Consider the following 14,765-nt stretch of genomic DNA (forward strand, 5'->3'; position numbering starts at 1 on the left):
GTTTTCACTTCAGATTTCTCATCAGCCAAGGCGTAATCAGGGGTAACACCGCTGCCGGCTGCATCGCTTTGGTGTGATCCATCCCTTTTCCTTGCAGAATTTCAATGTTCCACCCAAGCATTTCCAAGTGTGTCCGGTTCTTTTTCATGAGACCGGCCATATCTACCGTAACATTCCCGAATCTTTCACCATACACGATCGTGTCTTCCTCCCCGGCAAACGCCAGCCTAGGAATCTTGAGCTCTCCCTGAATAAGCCGATCGTCAAAACCGCTGAAGCTCCGGTAAAGCGTTAGAAATTGTTTGGCGGTTCGCGGATCCATGGATACCTCCATATGGTCCCAATCCGCCTCTTCCGGGCTCGGATTCGGCGCTGAAGCCGCATTGTCAGCATGGAATATTTCGGCCAAGCGGTAAGTTTTCTCGGTCACCATCCGCATTTCCTCATAAGGCCCTTCATAAGGGGGGAAACCGCCCATAATCAGACTCTCCAGCCGGTCCGTCCTTAACGCCAGTTGAAGCCCGATCAACCCTAACCAGGAATAACCGTAATAGCTGAAGCTCCGGACCCCCATCTCATCGGCAATTTGCAACAAATCGCGAGCGATATGATCCGCGGTGAGACGGTCGGGTTCAGGATGCTGAAATAAATGACCTTCGTAATCAAAGTACAATACTTGAAACTGTTCGGACAGCCCGTCCACAAAGCGTTTACCCAACTCCGGGTCGACTCCCCACTGCTTTAACATTTCAGCTTCATCCCCTGTGACCGACTTTTTGGCGATCGGCAGCATGATTGTTTTATTTTTGGGATCGCCGGCCAACCCCGCCTCGATTTCGGAATGGTTGTTTAATCGCACCGTTTTTCTCATCATTTACACTCCCTTAACCCCGTAGATACCACTATCATATAACATTCAAGCAATCTTTCGGTTTGTCGCTCATTTGCCCTTGAATTTCCGGCGATCTTCTTTTTAAATATTGTTATAGCACTTGAAGGTTATACTTTAAGTTTGAGGTGAGTCTTGTGAATACCGCGTTTACCCCTCTCCAGGTTGCCCGTGAATTGCATGTAAGCACGACCACTTTGCGAAGATACGAAAGTCTAGGGTTAATTCCCGATGTGCCCCGCACGCCCAGCAACCGAAGATGCTACGATCTTGTTCATGTACAAGCCTTCAAGGCGGTCAGAGCTTTGTTAAAGGGATTCGAGATTCCCGTAGCTTATGAGGCAATGAGGAAAATGAAGCACGGGGAGACAGAGGCCGCCTTTTGGCTACTCAACCGGCAATTGTATCAGCTTCAAACGGAAAAGCAGCGAATGGAAGAAATCATGGGTATGATCCAAACCGCAGATTTCAGCAAATTCAAGAGTGTAAAGGTTACGGAAGCGATGACGATCGGGGAAGTGGCCGAAATTGCCGGGGTCAACCCTTCGGCAATCCGGCACTGGGAACAAGAAGGGCTCATCGTTTCGAAACGGAACGGGGAGAACGGATATCGGCTCTTTTCCCTCGCTGAATTGAGGAAAATTATCGTCATCAGCAGCTTGAGGAAAACGGTCTATTATATGGACCACATGAAACAGTTGTTGAATGAATTGGAAACGCAGGATTTTGCCAAGGTTGAACGTTCCTTTCAACTGGCTTTGCATAAGTTAAACAGCCGGTTAACCCTGCAGTTCCAGGGGATCGCTCAGCTTATGAAATATGTTGAATTATATTCGGAGACAAGCTTGTTATAGACCATCTCCGCGTCGTCTCCCACGCCGCCAATAAGCGCAGATTTCCGGCTGGTAAGCCATGGCAGGCCAAGGTAATATAGTCCCTTGACCGGACTGATCCCCCGGTGATGAACAGGTCGCCCATGTCCATCGAGAACGCCCGGAATGTGGAGCCAACCGTAATCCGGTACAAATCCCGTAGCCCAAATGATATTATCAACCCGGAGCTGCGTCGAATCCATAAAAGTCACTGTATTCGAGTCAATGGAGATCGTTCGGGGCCTAATCCGCACACCATTCATTCCAATGGCCCGCTTCAATTCCGTTCCGAATATCGGGTCTTTTTGACGGCTCAAAAAATCCCCCAGCCTGCTCCCCTTCTCCCGATCGAGGATACCCAGCATCCGAAACCACCAAAAGATATTTTTCCCCGCAAGACGCAAAGGGAAGAAATGAAGCCGATGTCCGGCGGATAAATGCACTTCCCGATCCCCGGCGAGCTCGACGGCGATTTGCGCTCCCGAATTGCCGGCGCCGACAACCAATACATTTCCCGGGTGCAATTGCCCGACATTCCTGTAACTTGAAGTATGTATCTGGAAGATTTCCGGTGAAAGCCCGTCAGCCATCTGCGGAATATGAGGTTTGCTGAAAGGTCCCGTCGCGATGACTAAATTCAGGACTTTATAGGGGCCTTTATTCGTTTTTACGATATAAAATTCGTTATCTTTTTCAACGGACAGCACTTGTGTCTCCAGCTTAACGGGCAGTTCAAAATACTCCGCGTATTTCTCCAGGTAATCCGCCATTTCATCCTTGCTTGCCAATCCTTGAGGGTCCCCCGCCAAGGAAACCCCAGGGAGCGCACTGTACCAGCGGGGAGTAAACAGAATCAGGGAATCGTATCGGTTTCTCCAGGTATCCCCGATCCTTTTTTCCATGCCCAATATCTCAAACGAAAGCTCCGATTTTTTCAAGTAGTAACCCATAGCAAGCCCGGCTTGTCCTGCCCCGATCACCAAAACGTCCAATTCGCGCATATCTGTCTGCTCCTTCTGCTAGCAATTTAGCTTACCGTGATGTATTTTAGCCGTCTCCACTTGGATGGTGGAATGCTCAATATGAAATTGTTCTTCCAGAATGTGAATCGCCTTTTGCAGAATGATCTGGTTATCTTCACCGTCTCGAATCAGCACGTGACCGCTCAAGGAATCGAAGCCTGATGTGATCGTCCAGATATGAAGGTCATGGACATCCTCCACCCCTTCAATGGCAAGCAGCGCGTTCTTCACTTCGGTCTGATCGATGGCGGCAGGCGCCCCCTCCATCAGAATGTGAATCGTATGGGAAATGACTCCCCACGCGCTTTTCAAAATGAGCAAAGCCACAAGAATCGAAATGATCGGATCCGCCAGATACCATTTGAAGGCCATCATCACGATCCCGGCCACAATCGCTCCCACCGATCCCAAGGCGTCGCCGATAACATGGATGTATGCACTGCGGAGATTCAAATTGTTCTTTACATCCCCTTTTCGCATCAAAGCGATGGCGCTCCCGATATTCGCAAGCAGCCCGACCGAGGCGATAAGCATCATGGACCCGCTGGCTACTTCGGGTGGATGATCAAAACGCTGTACGGCCTCCCATACGATAACGCCGGCAATGATGAACAGGACGATTCCGTTGAATAACGCCGTCAAAATTTCAAATCGATGAAACCCGAACGTCCGCTTCGCTGAAGACGGCTTGGATGAGAACCATAAAGCGATCAGGCTTAACGCAAGCGCGCTGGCATCGCTTAACATGTGCCCGGAGTCGGACAGCAGCGCAAGGCTGTTGGTGACAAGTCCGCCGAAGAATTCCAGGAACATAATGCCGAAGGTAATCGTCAGGGCAATAGCCAGCCCTTTTTTGTTTCCTTCCCTGGCGTGATCGTGTTGATGGCCATGATGATCGTGGCCGTGGTGACTGTGCCCGTGGTGGGAATGGTTATGCATAGTGGTTGCCCCCTTCTCTAATGCTCACAATGGTTGATCGCCTGATGCAAAAGTGAAATGACGTGCTCGTCATCGCAGCTGTAAAACAGCATATTGCCTTCACGCCGCTTCTTGACCAGCCGTCTGTTCCGCAAGAAACTTAGCTGATGGGATACCGCCGATTGCGACATGTCCAGCACCTCGGCAATATGGTTGACGGAGCATTCCTCCTGCGAAAGCAAATACAGTAGCCTGATCCGTGTCGGATCCGACAAGGCCTTAAAAATTTGCGAAACCGACTCGACTTCTTCTTCCGTTAAAAATGCATGTTCCTTCGCTTCCAATCTCATCACATCCTTATTATTTATATATGATCATGTGCTCATATATGCATTATGATTCGTTCGCCATGATTTGTCAAGGCTTTGTTCCACAAAAAAACCTTCCGTGTCGGAAGGTCGCCTTTCGCTATTATAGAGATACCGGGACCGATTCCGACACGTTGAAGCTGGTCTAGGGTCAGTTAAGCTATATCCCGTTTTATAAAACTACGTAAACCATATATCAGTAAACCTATGAAAATTCCAATCACTAGTGTATAAAATAAAAAATAGGATTGAATAGGTGATTCATCTTCAGGTGACATCGCTAGCATAGGCTGTGTCCAAGGATAAATCTGTCCTAAAGGTGTGCTGGCAACAATAATAGCCGGGAGAGTAAAAACAATACTAACCGCTAAGGGTATACCGAATGTTTTTGCTCTTATGGATATAATTAGTTGTAGTAGAATCAATGGGAAGCACGCTAAAATGCCTCTAATCACGAATCCAATTATTGTAAATATTGGAAGACTCCCTTCCATTCCTTTTATATAACCAAAACCCACAAAAAAGATGAATAAGATTAGCATTGTAAAAATCACCATTTTTACTACCGTTACAAATTTCCCTAAAAATATTTCTGAGTGTTTAATCGGTAGGGCCAACAGTTGTTTCCACCCACCCCCGATATGTTCACTCCTGCACACAACGGCTGCGTATATCCCTACCATGATCGGTAGTACAAAAGGACCCATAAATAGCGCTACTTGTGTCCACGCTTCAAGCCATTCATTATCTCCCGGCTGCATAAAAAGATCATAGTTTTTAAAGAAATTAATATAAGCCAGAAATACGCCTAAAAGGGGACCTATGAAGTGAAGTAGCCACAACTTGGAGCGTTTTAATTTTAACCGTTCTACATATAAGACGTTTTTCAAAGTAATCTCCCCTTACTGGACATTCCGTTTAGCAAAATGCTTAGAACCTATAAACATAAGGATTATACCTAATATCAGGTTGATGACGAGAAAAGCTGAAAAATCCGGATTATTTCCTATGCCCTCATATTGCAAAATAACCGTTGATGATTGGATTGGATAAGCTAAAGGGAACCACCTTGTCGTTTGAGCAGCAGCTGAAAATAGACCCATAATAGCCGAAACGGATCCAATAAGAATGGAGAACGCCTGATTTTTAATCGTCATGGATAACCAAAATTGAAAGGCCATAATTGGTAATACTGTAATCAACATACCGTAACAGTCGCCGATTAATAAGCCCCATGGTATATCTCCTTCAAATGCTAGTCCTTTTCCTAGTAAAACCATACCAATCAGAAAAATAGTGGTGGAAAAGAACAGACTAATTGCTAGCCAAACAAATTTACTCAAATAAATTTTTCCTCTTGATATAGGCATGGAAAGGGTTTGTTTCCATCCATTCGCCTGGTGTTCAATATTTGCTATCACTGAGGCAGCCAGTGTAACGGCCAACGGGAAGCCTAGACCAAATAACAAACTATTGTCATACAATAAATACATCCACATAGAACCTGCACCGAACATCTCAACCTGTTGTTCAACAAGCTCAGAACGATAGGTGATATTCACCAGCTCATAGGCCAAGATCAGTAACGGGATCAATAAAACAATAGTGAATAACGATGAGCGTTTTAATTTTAATCTATCTGCCCGTAATATATTTTTCATAAGCTTCCCTCGGTACCCGTTAATTCTAAGAAGATATCTTCAAGTGTTCTTTTCACCTCTTCAAGTCGATATACAGATAGACCCGAATAAACTAGAATTGAGTTGATTTCTGAAACAAATGCTGGTTCGGTTTGAGATAACCACAAGAAATCACCTTGTAAATCAGTCTTCAAGTTTCGCTCTTTTAATAATTCATTCGCTTTCATTACATCACTAACTCCAACTTTAAGTAGCGGTTTCCGTTTTTGCCTTAAGCGTTCAATCGAATCTTGGAATATCATTTTCCCATTATTAATGATCCCTACTTGTGTTGCCATTTGATCTATTTCACTCAACAAGTGGCTAGATACAAGGACACTCATTCCTGCCCCCGGCAATTCTTTAATCAGCTCCCTGATCTCTTGGATACCAGACGGATCTAGACCGTTAGTCGGTTCGTCCAGTATTAATAAATCCGGATTACTAAGCAATGCTGCGGCAATCCCTAGACGCTGCTTCATTCCAAGCGAATATTCCTTGGCCAGCCTGTTAGCCACCTTGGTTAATCTAACGATTTCCAACACTTCATTTACGCGTTTTTCCGGGAGATTCCGTAACCGGCGAACGGCTTCCAAATTTTCACGACCGGTTAAGTTTCCATAGTAAGTTGGGGACTCCACCAACGATCCAATCCGTTGTAAAATTTGTAGGCGGTTATTGTTCAGGTTTTGACCAAAAATTTCAATATCCCCCTTTGTTGGCTTTATCAATCCCAGCAGCATCCGAATCGTTGTTGTTTTTCCAGCCCCATTGGGTCCAAGAAATCCATAAATTTGGCCACGTTCGATCCGCAAATTTAATCCATCTACCGACGTGTGCTTTTTATACTTTTTGGTTAGATCATTTGTCAGTAAAATTTGATCATTCATCTGTTCCTCACCTCGTTTCTATCGTAAATGAAATTAACTAAACAAGAATGAAACTTTTCCTAAACATCCGCTTAACGGATTGTCCCCGTTAATTTCCCCGAAACGATTTACATTCTTAGAACACCAAGCGTTATATAAGTATTTTGATTATTATGAAATCTAAACGGAGTCTTAATTCTTATCTCAATAGCTTTTTTTAATCGGCTTTCATGTAAAATAATCATAGAGATCGGAAGGAGAGTTAAATGTGACTTTTAAACTTGAGGATCATAAAATTTTGATGGTGGATGATGATCAACACATTTTGGATTTATTACTAACCGTTTTTGAAAAGGAAGGTTTTCAAAACTGCCTAACTGCTACTAATGGAGCAGAGGCGCATTTCATAACAACGCAAAACAACCCGCACATTATCTTGTTAGATGTCATGTTACCTGATACAGATGGCTTTACGCTATGTAACAAAATTCGTTCGGAGACCGATGTACCTATACTGTTCCTTACAGCTAAAACCGCAGATTTAGATAAATTGCAGGGGTTTAGTTTCGGAGGAGATGACTATATTACAAAGCCTTTTAATCCATTGGAAGTGGTTGCTCGAGTAAAAGCACAATTAAAACGTTCTACTAAAATTCCATCCCCGTATTCGCGAAAAAAGATTTATGATTTCGGCTTTTTTAAAATAGATCCTAATACAGGAAAACTTACTGTGAATGGGGAAAGAGTAGAATGTCCTACTCAGGAAATGAAACTTTTACTTTATTTTTGCGAACACCCTAACCAAATTTTGAGTAAACATCAAATCTATAAGGATGTATGGGGAGAATTTTTTGGTGGGGATAGTACAGTGATGGTACATATACGACGTTTACGTGAAAAAATAGAAGAAGATCCTAGCACACCAAAATGGATAAAAACAGTTCGCGGACTTGGCTATATATTTGAGGTAGCTACAGATGAGGATGTATCGTGAAATTAAGAAATCGTGTCGCCCATTACTTCGTCTCACGTCTTTTCTGGTTAATGCTGACTTGGGGTTTATTTATCGTGATCAGCATTCTTCTTTTCAGTTTCTTTCTTGGTCATAACAAAATTGAAACTCCACGATTATCTATTAGTAAAATAGTGGACAATACGAATATCATTGATCAAGGAGTTTCAGTAGACTCGAAGATAAAAGAAGATTTAAGAAAAAATAAAATGTGGGTACAAGTTCTGGATGATAAGGGGGATGAGATCTTTTCTTTTAATAAACCCCAAAGTATACCAATTCATTATATTCCTGGCGAACTAGTATCTGATTACTTGTATCCTGCTAAAAAGGGCTATCAGCTATCTACTTGGTATAAAACGATTGATGCTCGGGAGTTAACGTGGGTTTTAGGGAAACCGATGACAGATAATAATCCTTTTCTATACTGGGCGAATAATCTATGGATTCTTGCCATTATTGTAGTTGGTATTTTAATTGCTCTATTTTTTGGAAGACAATTAGGTGCTCCTCTACTCTATATTGTTTCTTGGATTGAAAATCTTTCTAAAGGAAAATATGAAGAACCTTTTAATCGTAATTGGAATTTAAAATCCAAGAGACGCTGGAGAAATAAAACCGAATATAAAATATATGAGGAATTGATGCTAGCCCTTTCTGAGCTTACATCCCATCTTCAGAGAAATACGGAGGAACGAAAGTTATTAGAAAAAACAAGGGAAGAATGGCTTACAGGGGTTTCACATGATCTTAAGACCCCTTTGTCTGTAATCAAGGGATATACGGTACTACTATCTTCACAAGAATATGATTGGGAACAAGATAAGGTGCGTCAATTTTCCAAAATCATGGAAGAACGAGTAGCGTATTTGGAACAACTAATTGAAGACTTCAACTTAACTTTTCAGTTGAAAAATGATGCTGTTCCGATGCAACTCGAGCAAAAAAACCTTGTAAATGTCCTTAAAGATATCTTGGAACAACTGAAGAGCTTACCAGAATCAAAAGACAAGGCGTTTTTATTTGAAACGAATAGAGAACAAATGTACCTTAAGATGGAATCAAAATACTTAAATCGAGCATTTGAAAACTTAATTGCCAATAGTATCAAGCATAACCCACCCGGAACTAAAATTAAGATCATGCTTCATGAAGACCTGTCTCATCCCGGACAAATTCTCGTAGTAATTGAAGATGATGGAGTCGGTATGGATCAAGAAACTTTGGAACACTTATTTGACCGATACTTCCGGGGGACAAACGCAACTGTCAATAATTCCGGAACAGGATTAGGAATGGCGATTGCAAAGCAAATCATTATAGCTCATGGTGGAGATATTAAAATAAACAGTAAGCTTCATCAAGGAACCCGGTATAAAATTACTTTCTCACTTGAATAAGCTTTATAGATGCATCTTTTTCAAGTAAGTGTTCAACCTTACAGAGCGTTTAAGGAAATTGTAATCTGGATCAATAGTATCAACCTGGCTGCTCCTGTATACTGATTCTGTCCATCGATGGGATTTGTTTTTAGGGGGAGTTGACGTGAGGCTTTTTGAAATGCTGCTATTCTTTACGAGCGCTTGTTTGTTGGCGCTCCTGTTCATTGTCAATCCACGTATCCGCAGATCGGCTCTGCTCCTAACAAGCGGAGCAGGCTCCTTTTTATTAGGGATACATTTACTTGTTGAAGGATACAGGGTTCAGCTTTTATTTTTATACGGATTTACGATTCTAATGCTTATACTTTCGCTAATCGACGTTTTCAAGAAGCAGAAAGCCGTTCGGACTTCCTCGCGAATCCGCAGGGTGCTGGGCCGCCTTTTTATTGGGATGGGGTTAATCGGGACGGCGTGCTTCCAGTATGTGTTTCCCGTATTCGACCTTCCGGCGCCAACCGGCGAATTTAAGGTAGGCACGCAAGTTTTTCATTTCGTCGATTCAAACAGGGAGGAGACATTTGGCTCAACCGCGACAGGTAAGAGAGAATTGATGGTTCAGGTATGGTATCCGGCTCAAACCGGAACCGGTCAGTACGCCTCCTTTATCCCCGATACCCGGATTTTAAGTTATATGGCGGCGAACTACGGCCTTCCCGGCTTTACTTTTCAACACCTGAAATACGTACCCAGTCATGCTTATTCGGGGGCCGAAGTCTCTTCGTCACAGACTTCATACCCGCTGATCCTTGCGAATCCCGGCTTCGGCTCTTCCAGGTTCCTTCATACGTCGCAAGCCGAAAATCTTGCGAGTCACGGATATATCGTGGCCGTGATCGATCATACCTTCAATACATTCGCAACCGAATTTCCGGACGGTCGAATCACGACCAGCACAACCAACGACTTATTTTCGCCAGACCACGATTATCGGACCGAAAACGGAAATCGCGATAAATTGGGAAAAGTGTTAACCGATGATGTGGCTTTTGCGCTAGACCAGTTTGAGCTTATTCAATCGGGGCAGATTCCAAGTCGTTTTAAAGGGAAAATGGATCTCAAGCATGTCGGGGTGTTCGGTCATTCCATCGGCGGAGCGACGGCCTATGACGCCGCTTACGATCCGCGAATCACGGCTGGAATCGACTTGGACGGAGGGCTTTACCGTCTGCGTGACAGAGAGGGTCTGCAAAAGCCGTTTTTATTCATCCACTCCGCAACCGAATATGAACGATTAAAAATGGTGAGGGACAACCGGGTTTACACGGATGAAGAGCTTGAACGGACGGGTTCAACAAGAGAGTGGATGGATCAAGTAACGGAAGATAAAAAGCTGGAGCTTGAACGGATGCGCGAAGCGGTCGGCGCAGGGGGGCAAGTCCTCTATATCGACAATGCGGAGCATTTGAATTTTACCGATGTCCAGTTCATTTCTCCTATTTTCAAAATGCTGGGCGTTACAGGAAAGATTGCACCCGAAAGAGCGAACGCCGTCATCAATGCCTATATGCTGGATTTCTTCGATATGTATCTGAAAAATCAAGGCGGAAACTTAATGAAGGGACCGGATAGCCGCTTTCCCGAAATGAAGTTCGCCACCTCACTGTTTAAATAAAGCGAAAGGCACCTTGTAAGGTGCCTTTGCCCTTCAAGCCTATTTCACCGCCCCCTGCGTCACCCCATTAATAATCCACTTCTGCGCAAATACGTAGACCAGGATCATCGGGAGCATCGCCAGCAAATAGGAGGCGAACGCCAGATTGAATTCCGTATTGAACTGTCCCTGGAAAATATACTGGACCAAGGGCAGCGTGTACTTATCCTGGTCGCTGATAATAATGAGCGGAAGCAGAAAGTCATTATACGTGGACAGACAGATCAGAATCCCCACGGTGGCGTTGATCGGCATCATCAGCGGAAAAATAATCCGCCAAAACGTTCCCCAGGTGGAAGCGCCGTCGACCTTGGCCGCCTCCTCCAACGCGGTCGGGATGGATCGGATATAACCCACATACACAAAAACGTTAAACGCGAGACCGTATACAGTGTGCAGAATGGTCAGTCCGACCAGATTCGTCATTCCCAATCCGGAGGTCAGCTTCACGATCGGGAGCATGATGATCGGAAAGGGAATGAACATGGCGCTGATAAAGTAGAAGTATAACCCCTTAAAAAACTTCCGATCCATATTTCGTGCTATCGCATAGGACACTAACGAGTTGGTCAACAGGGTCAATACCGCCGTTGCTATTGTAACAAACGCGCTGTTTCCGAGAGCTTGAAAAAAATTCGTCATCTTGATCGCTTCCGCATAATTCTCAAACCGCCAGTGGGTCGGCAAACCGAACACGGAGCCCAGCATATCTTCCTGGTTTTTCAGAGAAATCGTGATCGCCATGTACAGGGGAAACAGGATAAATAAAGTGCCCAGCGCCACCAGAATCGTTACGGTCCAATTGATGCGTCTGCTTCTCATGACATCTCCGTCTCCCTTCTCTGCAAAAATCGGATTTGAACAATGGAAATGAGCGCAATCACGATAAAATAGATCACCGAGTTTGCGGATTGGTATGCAAATTCGCCGCCCTGGAATCCGCCAGTATATATCAAATGGGATATGGATTGCGTGGCTCGCCCCGGTCCTCCGTTGGTCAGGGCGACGATCAAATCGAACACCATCAGCGAGTTTTTCATGGCCAGCACCATATTGATGGTAAAAAACGGAGCGATCATCGGAAATGTGATTCTCCAGAATTCCTGCCAGCGGCTCGCCCCGTCCAGATTGGAAGCCTCATAAATATCGGTGGGTATCGTTTGAAGCCCGGATAAGTACAAAATGGTGTTAAAAGCGATTCCCTGCCAAACCGCAACGAGCGTTACACCGATCCATGCCAACTTCCCGCTCCCGAGAATATTGCCCGCCAGTGTTTCGCTTCCCAGATTCGCCCCCCAAATCGGAAACACGTTGGAGAACAAATAATTGAAGATGTATCCCACGATCAGTACGCTTAAAATATTCGGCAGAAAATAAACCGCACGGAAGAAGTTGCGCGACTTAATCCTGGCGTTTAATCCAAGCGCAATCAACAAGCTGATCACATTAATCAGGATCATGGTCACTATGGAAAACTTAAAGGTGAACCAATAGGAATTCCACACATTCCCGTCCTGAAACAGGTAGAAATAGTTCTTCAAACCGATGAAATCGTAACTATGTCCATAGCCGTTCCAATTCGTAAACGAATAATATACCCCTTGCAGGGCCGGAAACGTGTGAAATAGGAAAAAGAGCAGTACAGCCGGTATGGTCATCCAGTAAAAAACCGAATTACGTCTCGTCATCCTCCATCCTCCTCTTTGTTCTAGCTTGACTCAAGCGAAGTCGGACCCTTAATGGGTTTGCCGGCGGTTCGCCACTTTATCCCATTCCCGGTCCAGCGTGCCGAGAAAATCATCGATATTGCCGTTTTGCAAGAACGACTGGACGATCGAGTTCAGTTGAACGGCTTGCGGAATAAAGTGATCGGCAAAATCGACAAATCGCCCTTGCTCGAAATAAGGCTGAAGCTCGGCGACCGCCGGGTCCTTCTGCTCCACGCCTTCCACCGCGGAAAAAGCGGTTTGCTCCTCAATGTATTGGCCAATATTTTCGGGCTTGAGCAGGAATTCGATAAATTGGGCCGCCTCTTCTTTATGCTCCGAGGATTTCGTGATCGTTAACAAAGTATCCACCCCGGAAACCAGATGGACTTGGTCCGCGTTATTACCGGTTGGAAACGGAAAGAAGCCAAGCTCCAGGTTCGGATTCGTTTTACGCAGTTCCGGGATCGCCCAGGTTCCCTGGATGTACATGGCCGCTTCCCCTCGCGCGAAGGCCCGGTTTCCGTCGGCATACGTTTTGCCGAAATTGTCATTATGGCCATAATCGAGCAGGGCCAGCATTTTCTCGGCCACTTCCCGGAAGTTTTCTTTGAAGGTGGTTTCACCGGACCGTCGAGCTTGAAAAAAATCATTCCCTACGAGGTTGGGACCGAGCGCGTTAAAAGGCAAATTCGTCTGCCAATCATCCTTATATGTAAAATAGAAAGGTATGATGCCCGCCTCTTTAACCGCTTTCGCCGTGGCAATGAGCTCATCCCAGGTTTTCGGAACCTGCAGGTTCAACTCGCGGAAAATTTGCTTGTTGTACATAATGCCGTTGGCATTGGTCGCATACGGAACGCCGGTAATTTCGCGCATACCGGAAACGTCGGTAAGCTGCTTGACGTATACGGGGTTTACACCCTCCAATAGGGGCTGATTCGTCAAATCCTCGAAGATCCCGCTTTGCGACAAAACCGAAAATGTATCCGTGGCCCCCATCCCGACGATGTCAGGCTCATCATTTTTAACGACGCGGGTTAATAAAACGGTTTCAGCATCCGGCGGATTGACCTGGGTGACCTCAATGCCGGGGTTCTCGGCATTGAACTTCGCGATCAGTTTGTCGAAGGAGGCTTTAGCCTCGGGTTTATTTTGAAAAAACTCGATCCGCACTTTCCCGGCATCGGATTCTCCTCCGCCACAGGATGTCAGAAGCGACCCCGGAAGCAACAAGGCCATCGCCAGGCAAAGCGTCTTGCGCAACCTTCTCAATTGGAATTCCTCCTTTGTGTTTCGTCGGATTGAAGCATGTCAGCAAGAAACCTCTAGTCTATGATTAGTACCCTTTTCCATACTTACGCTAAACACGGAAATTAAATAAGGGCCTTGGGGCAGATGACAAAACGCCCGCGGTCAACCGCGAGCGTTTCAGATACGGTTTTCTTCCGACAAGCATCGGGCGGCTAAGGGAGTTTGGACTCGGCCGCTTTCAGATAACCTTCGATTTGTTTCTCCCAAGCATGGATTTTCTTTTGCGATTGGTTCACCTTGCCGAGTTCGGCGTACATGATCGTCATCTGCGCCGCCGCCATCACCGCGTTTCCTTTCTTAATCGCGGCACGGTATAGTTTCTCCGCCGCCGACTTGTTTTTGTTCGTCCGGTTAATCAGCTTGTTCTCGGCTGCAATCTGTTTCTTAAGAGGCTGAATTGAGGCCAAGGACGTTCTGATTTCTTTAGCCTTGGCCGCCGCCTGCTTCTTGGCCGTCGTCAGCGCCGATTTCCGGTTCGCGATGTCCAGCTTGGCCGCGTCGACCGCAGGCTTAAGATTGTTCCGCTTCAAGTCAAGCAGCGCGGCTTTCTTCGCGTCCTTCGTTTTTCTTGCGGCCGCGGCCTGTTTCGTCAACGTCTTGTATTGTTCCAGTGATGGAGCGTGTTTCTTTAGCGCCTGATCATAGCTTGCCTTGAATTGCTCAAGTTTACCCTTATCGATATTTTTGATTTTGGTCTGAATCGCCTTCAATCGGTCGTTGTTTTGCTTCCGAAGGGTCTGGGTATCCAGCTTCTCCAGCTTGATCAGGCTCTCCAGCGCGGAGAAGCTGTCATGCAGCGTGTCCACGGTCAGCAGCGCCTCCTCCCAACCGTCCGCTCTCGCCGTCGACATGCCGACAACCGGCATGACGGCTGTTAATAAGACCAATGTTAGCAGGAACTTCAGGGTCCACCGGCATAATCCTTTGTTCAAATTCATCCGAAACACTCCTTCTTCAAATGTGGATTCATTCATTTCACAACAGGGCCCAAAACGCAAAAACACCCCGCAAGACAGGCTGATT

General features: G+C 45.5%; 15 protein-coding genes. 4 read left to right on the forward strand and 11 right to left on the reverse strand.

The features are described 5' to 3' along the window. Positions 1–4: 4 nt before the first annotated feature. Complete coding sequence (locus LBW89_RS20265; RefSeq protein ID WP_225040119.1) at positions 5–871, reverse strand: alpha/beta fold hydrolase; 867 nt, start codon at positions 869–871, stop codon at positions 5–7. A 155-nt stretch (positions 872–1,026) separates the two neighbouring features. On the opposite strand from LBW89_RS20265, the gene LBW89_RS20270 reads away from it, so the two are divergent. After that, the gene (locus tag LBW89_RS20270) at positions 1,027–1,743 is read left to right on the forward strand and encodes a MerR family DNA-binding transcriptional regulator (protein ID WP_225040104.1); all 717 of its coding nucleotides are present in this window, start codon (positions 1,027–1,029) and stop codon (positions 1,741–1,743) included. Here LBW89_RS20270 and LBW89_RS20275 read toward each other — a convergent pair. From LBW89_RS20275 to LBW89_RS20300, 6 genes are all read right to left on the reverse strand, one after another. Beyond that, entirely contained in the window at positions 1,695–2,762 is a 1,068-nt protein-coding gene (locus tag LBW89_RS20275) for a flavin-containing monooxygenase (protein WP_225040106.1), read from the reverse strand. The genes LBW89_RS20270 and LBW89_RS20275 overlap by 49 nt on opposite strands. 18 nt (positions 2,763–2,780) lie before the next feature. Further along, positions 2,781–3,722: a cation diffusion facilitator family transporter gene (locus LBW89_RS20280; protein ID WP_225040107.1), complete on the reverse strand. Its 942-nt coding sequence runs from the start codon at positions 3,720–3,722 to the stop codon at positions 2,781–2,783. A gap of 17 nt (positions 3,723–3,739) precedes the next feature. Then, entirely contained in the window at positions 3,740–4,051 is a 312-nt protein-coding gene (locus LBW89_RS20285; RefSeq protein WP_211373374.1) for an ArsR/SmtB family transcription factor, read from the reverse strand. Positions 4,052–4,224: 173 nt separating this feature from the next. Continuing rightward, a complete protein-coding gene (locus LBW89_RS20290) occupies positions 4,225–4,959 on the reverse strand; it encodes an ABC transporter permease (protein WP_148457801.1) in 735 nt (244 codons plus the stop codon). A 12-nt stretch (positions 4,960–4,971) separates the two neighbouring features. Next, positions 4,972–5,730 carry an ABC transporter permease gene (locus LBW89_RS20295; protein ID WP_148457802.1) on the reverse strand — a complete coding sequence of 253 codons (759 nt, stop codon included), beginning with the start codon at positions 5,728–5,730 and terminating at the stop codon, positions 4,972–4,974. Further along, positions 5,727–6,638 carry an ABC transporter ATP-binding protein gene (locus LBW89_RS20300; protein WP_148457803.1) on the reverse strand — a complete coding sequence of 304 codons (912 nt, stop codon included), beginning with the start codon at positions 6,636–6,638 and terminating at the stop codon, positions 5,727–5,729. Before LBW89_RS20300 ends, LBW89_RS20295 begins: the two co-directional genes overlap by 4 nt. A 280-nt stretch (positions 6,639–6,918) precedes the next feature. On the opposite strand from LBW89_RS20300, the gene LBW89_RS20305 reads away from it, so the two are divergent. The 3 genes from LBW89_RS20305 (at position 6,919) to LBW89_RS20315 (ending at position 10,683) form a co-directional block, all read left to right on the forward strand. Then, on the forward strand, positions 6,919–7,611 hold the full coding sequence (locus LBW89_RS20305; RefSeq protein ID WP_148457983.1) for a response regulator transcription factor: 693 nt from the start codon (positions 6,919–6,921) through the stop codon (positions 7,609–7,611). Next, positions 7,608–9,029: a sensor histidine kinase gene (locus LBW89_RS20310; RefSeq protein ID WP_148457804.1), complete on the forward strand. Its 1,422-nt coding sequence runs from the start codon at positions 7,608–7,610 to the stop codon at positions 9,027–9,029. Before LBW89_RS20305 ends, LBW89_RS20310 begins: the two co-directional genes overlap by 4 nt. A gap of 145 nt (positions 9,030–9,174) precedes the next feature. Further along, positions 9,175–10,683, forward strand: coding sequence for an alpha/beta hydrolase family protein (locus LBW89_RS20315; protein WP_225040109.1), 1,509 nt, complete (start codon positions 9,175–9,177; stop codon positions 10,681–10,683). Positions 10,684–10,722: 39 nt separating this feature from the next. On the opposite strand, the gene LBW89_RS20320 is transcribed toward LBW89_RS20315, so the two are convergent. The 4 genes from LBW89_RS20320 to LBW89_RS20335 form a co-directional block, all read right to left on the reverse strand. Beyond that, the gene (locus tag LBW89_RS20320) at positions 10,723–11,544 is read right to left on the reverse strand and encodes a carbohydrate ABC transporter permease (RefSeq protein WP_148457806.1); all 822 of its coding nucleotides are present in this window, start codon (positions 11,542–11,544) and stop codon (positions 10,723–10,725) included. After that, entirely contained in the window at positions 11,541–12,410 is an 870-nt protein-coding gene (locus LBW89_RS20325; protein ID WP_148457807.1) for a carbohydrate ABC transporter permease, read from the reverse strand. Before LBW89_RS20325 ends, LBW89_RS20320 begins: the two co-directional genes overlap by 4 nt. Positions 12,411–12,458: 48 nt before the next feature. After that, positions 12,459–13,670 carry an ABC transporter substrate-binding protein gene (locus LBW89_RS20330; RefSeq protein ID WP_148457984.1) on the reverse strand — a complete coding sequence of 404 codons (1,212 nt, stop codon included), beginning with the start codon at positions 13,668–13,670 and terminating at the stop codon, positions 12,459–12,461. A gap of 224 nt (positions 13,671–13,894) precedes the next feature. Next, complete coding sequence (locus tag LBW89_RS20335) at positions 13,895–14,680, reverse strand: hypothetical protein (RefSeq protein WP_148457808.1); 786 nt, start codon at positions 14,678–14,680, stop codon at positions 13,895–13,897. Positions 14,681–14,765 lie beyond the last annotated feature (85 nt).

This window comes from Paenibacillus sp. alder61, assembly GCF_020179875.1.
In the GTDB taxonomy this organism is placed as follows: domain Bacteria; phylum Bacillota; class Bacilli; order Paenibacillales; family Paenibacillaceae; genus Fontibacillus; species Fontibacillus faecis.

What these genes read in the sequence shown, in the direction of transcription:
- LBW89_RS20265 (WP_225040119.1), bottom strand. Translation starts at nt 871, where the DNA reads ATGAGAAAAACGGTGCGATTAAACAACCATTCCGAAATCGAGGCGGGG.
- LBW89_RS20275 (WP_225040106.1), bottom strand. Translation starts at nt 2,762, where the DNA reads ATGCGCGAATTGGACGTTTTGGTGATCGGGGCAGGACAAGCCGGGCTT.
- LBW89_RS20280 (WP_225040107.1), bottom strand. Translation starts at nt 3,722, where the DNA reads ATGCATAACCATTCCCACCACGGGCACAGTCACCACGGCCACGATCAT.
- LBW89_RS20285 (WP_211373374.1), bottom strand. Translation starts at nt 4,051, where the DNA reads ATGAGATTGGAAGCGAAGGAACATGCATTTTTAACGGAAGAAGAAGTC.
- LBW89_RS20295 (WP_148457802.1), bottom strand. Translation starts at nt 5,730, where the DNA reads ATGAAAAATATATTACGGGCAGATAGATTAAAATTAAAACGCTCATCG.
- LBW89_RS20300 (WP_148457803.1), bottom strand. Translation starts at nt 6,638, where the DNA reads ATGAATGATCAAATTTTACTGACAAATGATCTAACCAAAAAGTATAAA.
- LBW89_RS20305 (WP_148457983.1), top strand. Translation starts at nt 6,919, where the DNA reads ATGGTGGATGATGATCAACACATTTTGGATTTATTACTAACCGTTTTT.
- LBW89_RS20320 (WP_148457806.1), bottom strand. Translation starts at nt 11,544, where the DNA reads ATGAGAAGCAGACGCATCAATTGGACCGTAACGATTCTGGTGGCGCTG.
- LBW89_RS20325 (WP_148457807.1), bottom strand. Translation starts at nt 12,410, where the DNA reads ATGACGAGACGTAATTCGGTTTTTTACTGGATGACCATACCGGCTGTA.
- LBW89_RS20330 (WP_148457984.1), bottom strand. Translation starts at nt 13,670, where the DNA reads ATGGCCTTGTTGCTTCCGGGGTCGCTTCTGACATCCTGTGGCGGAGGA.
- LBW89_RS20335 (WP_148457808.1), bottom strand. Translation starts at nt 14,680, where the DNA reads ATGAATTTGAACAAAGGATTATGCCGGTGGACCCTGAAGTTCCTGCTA.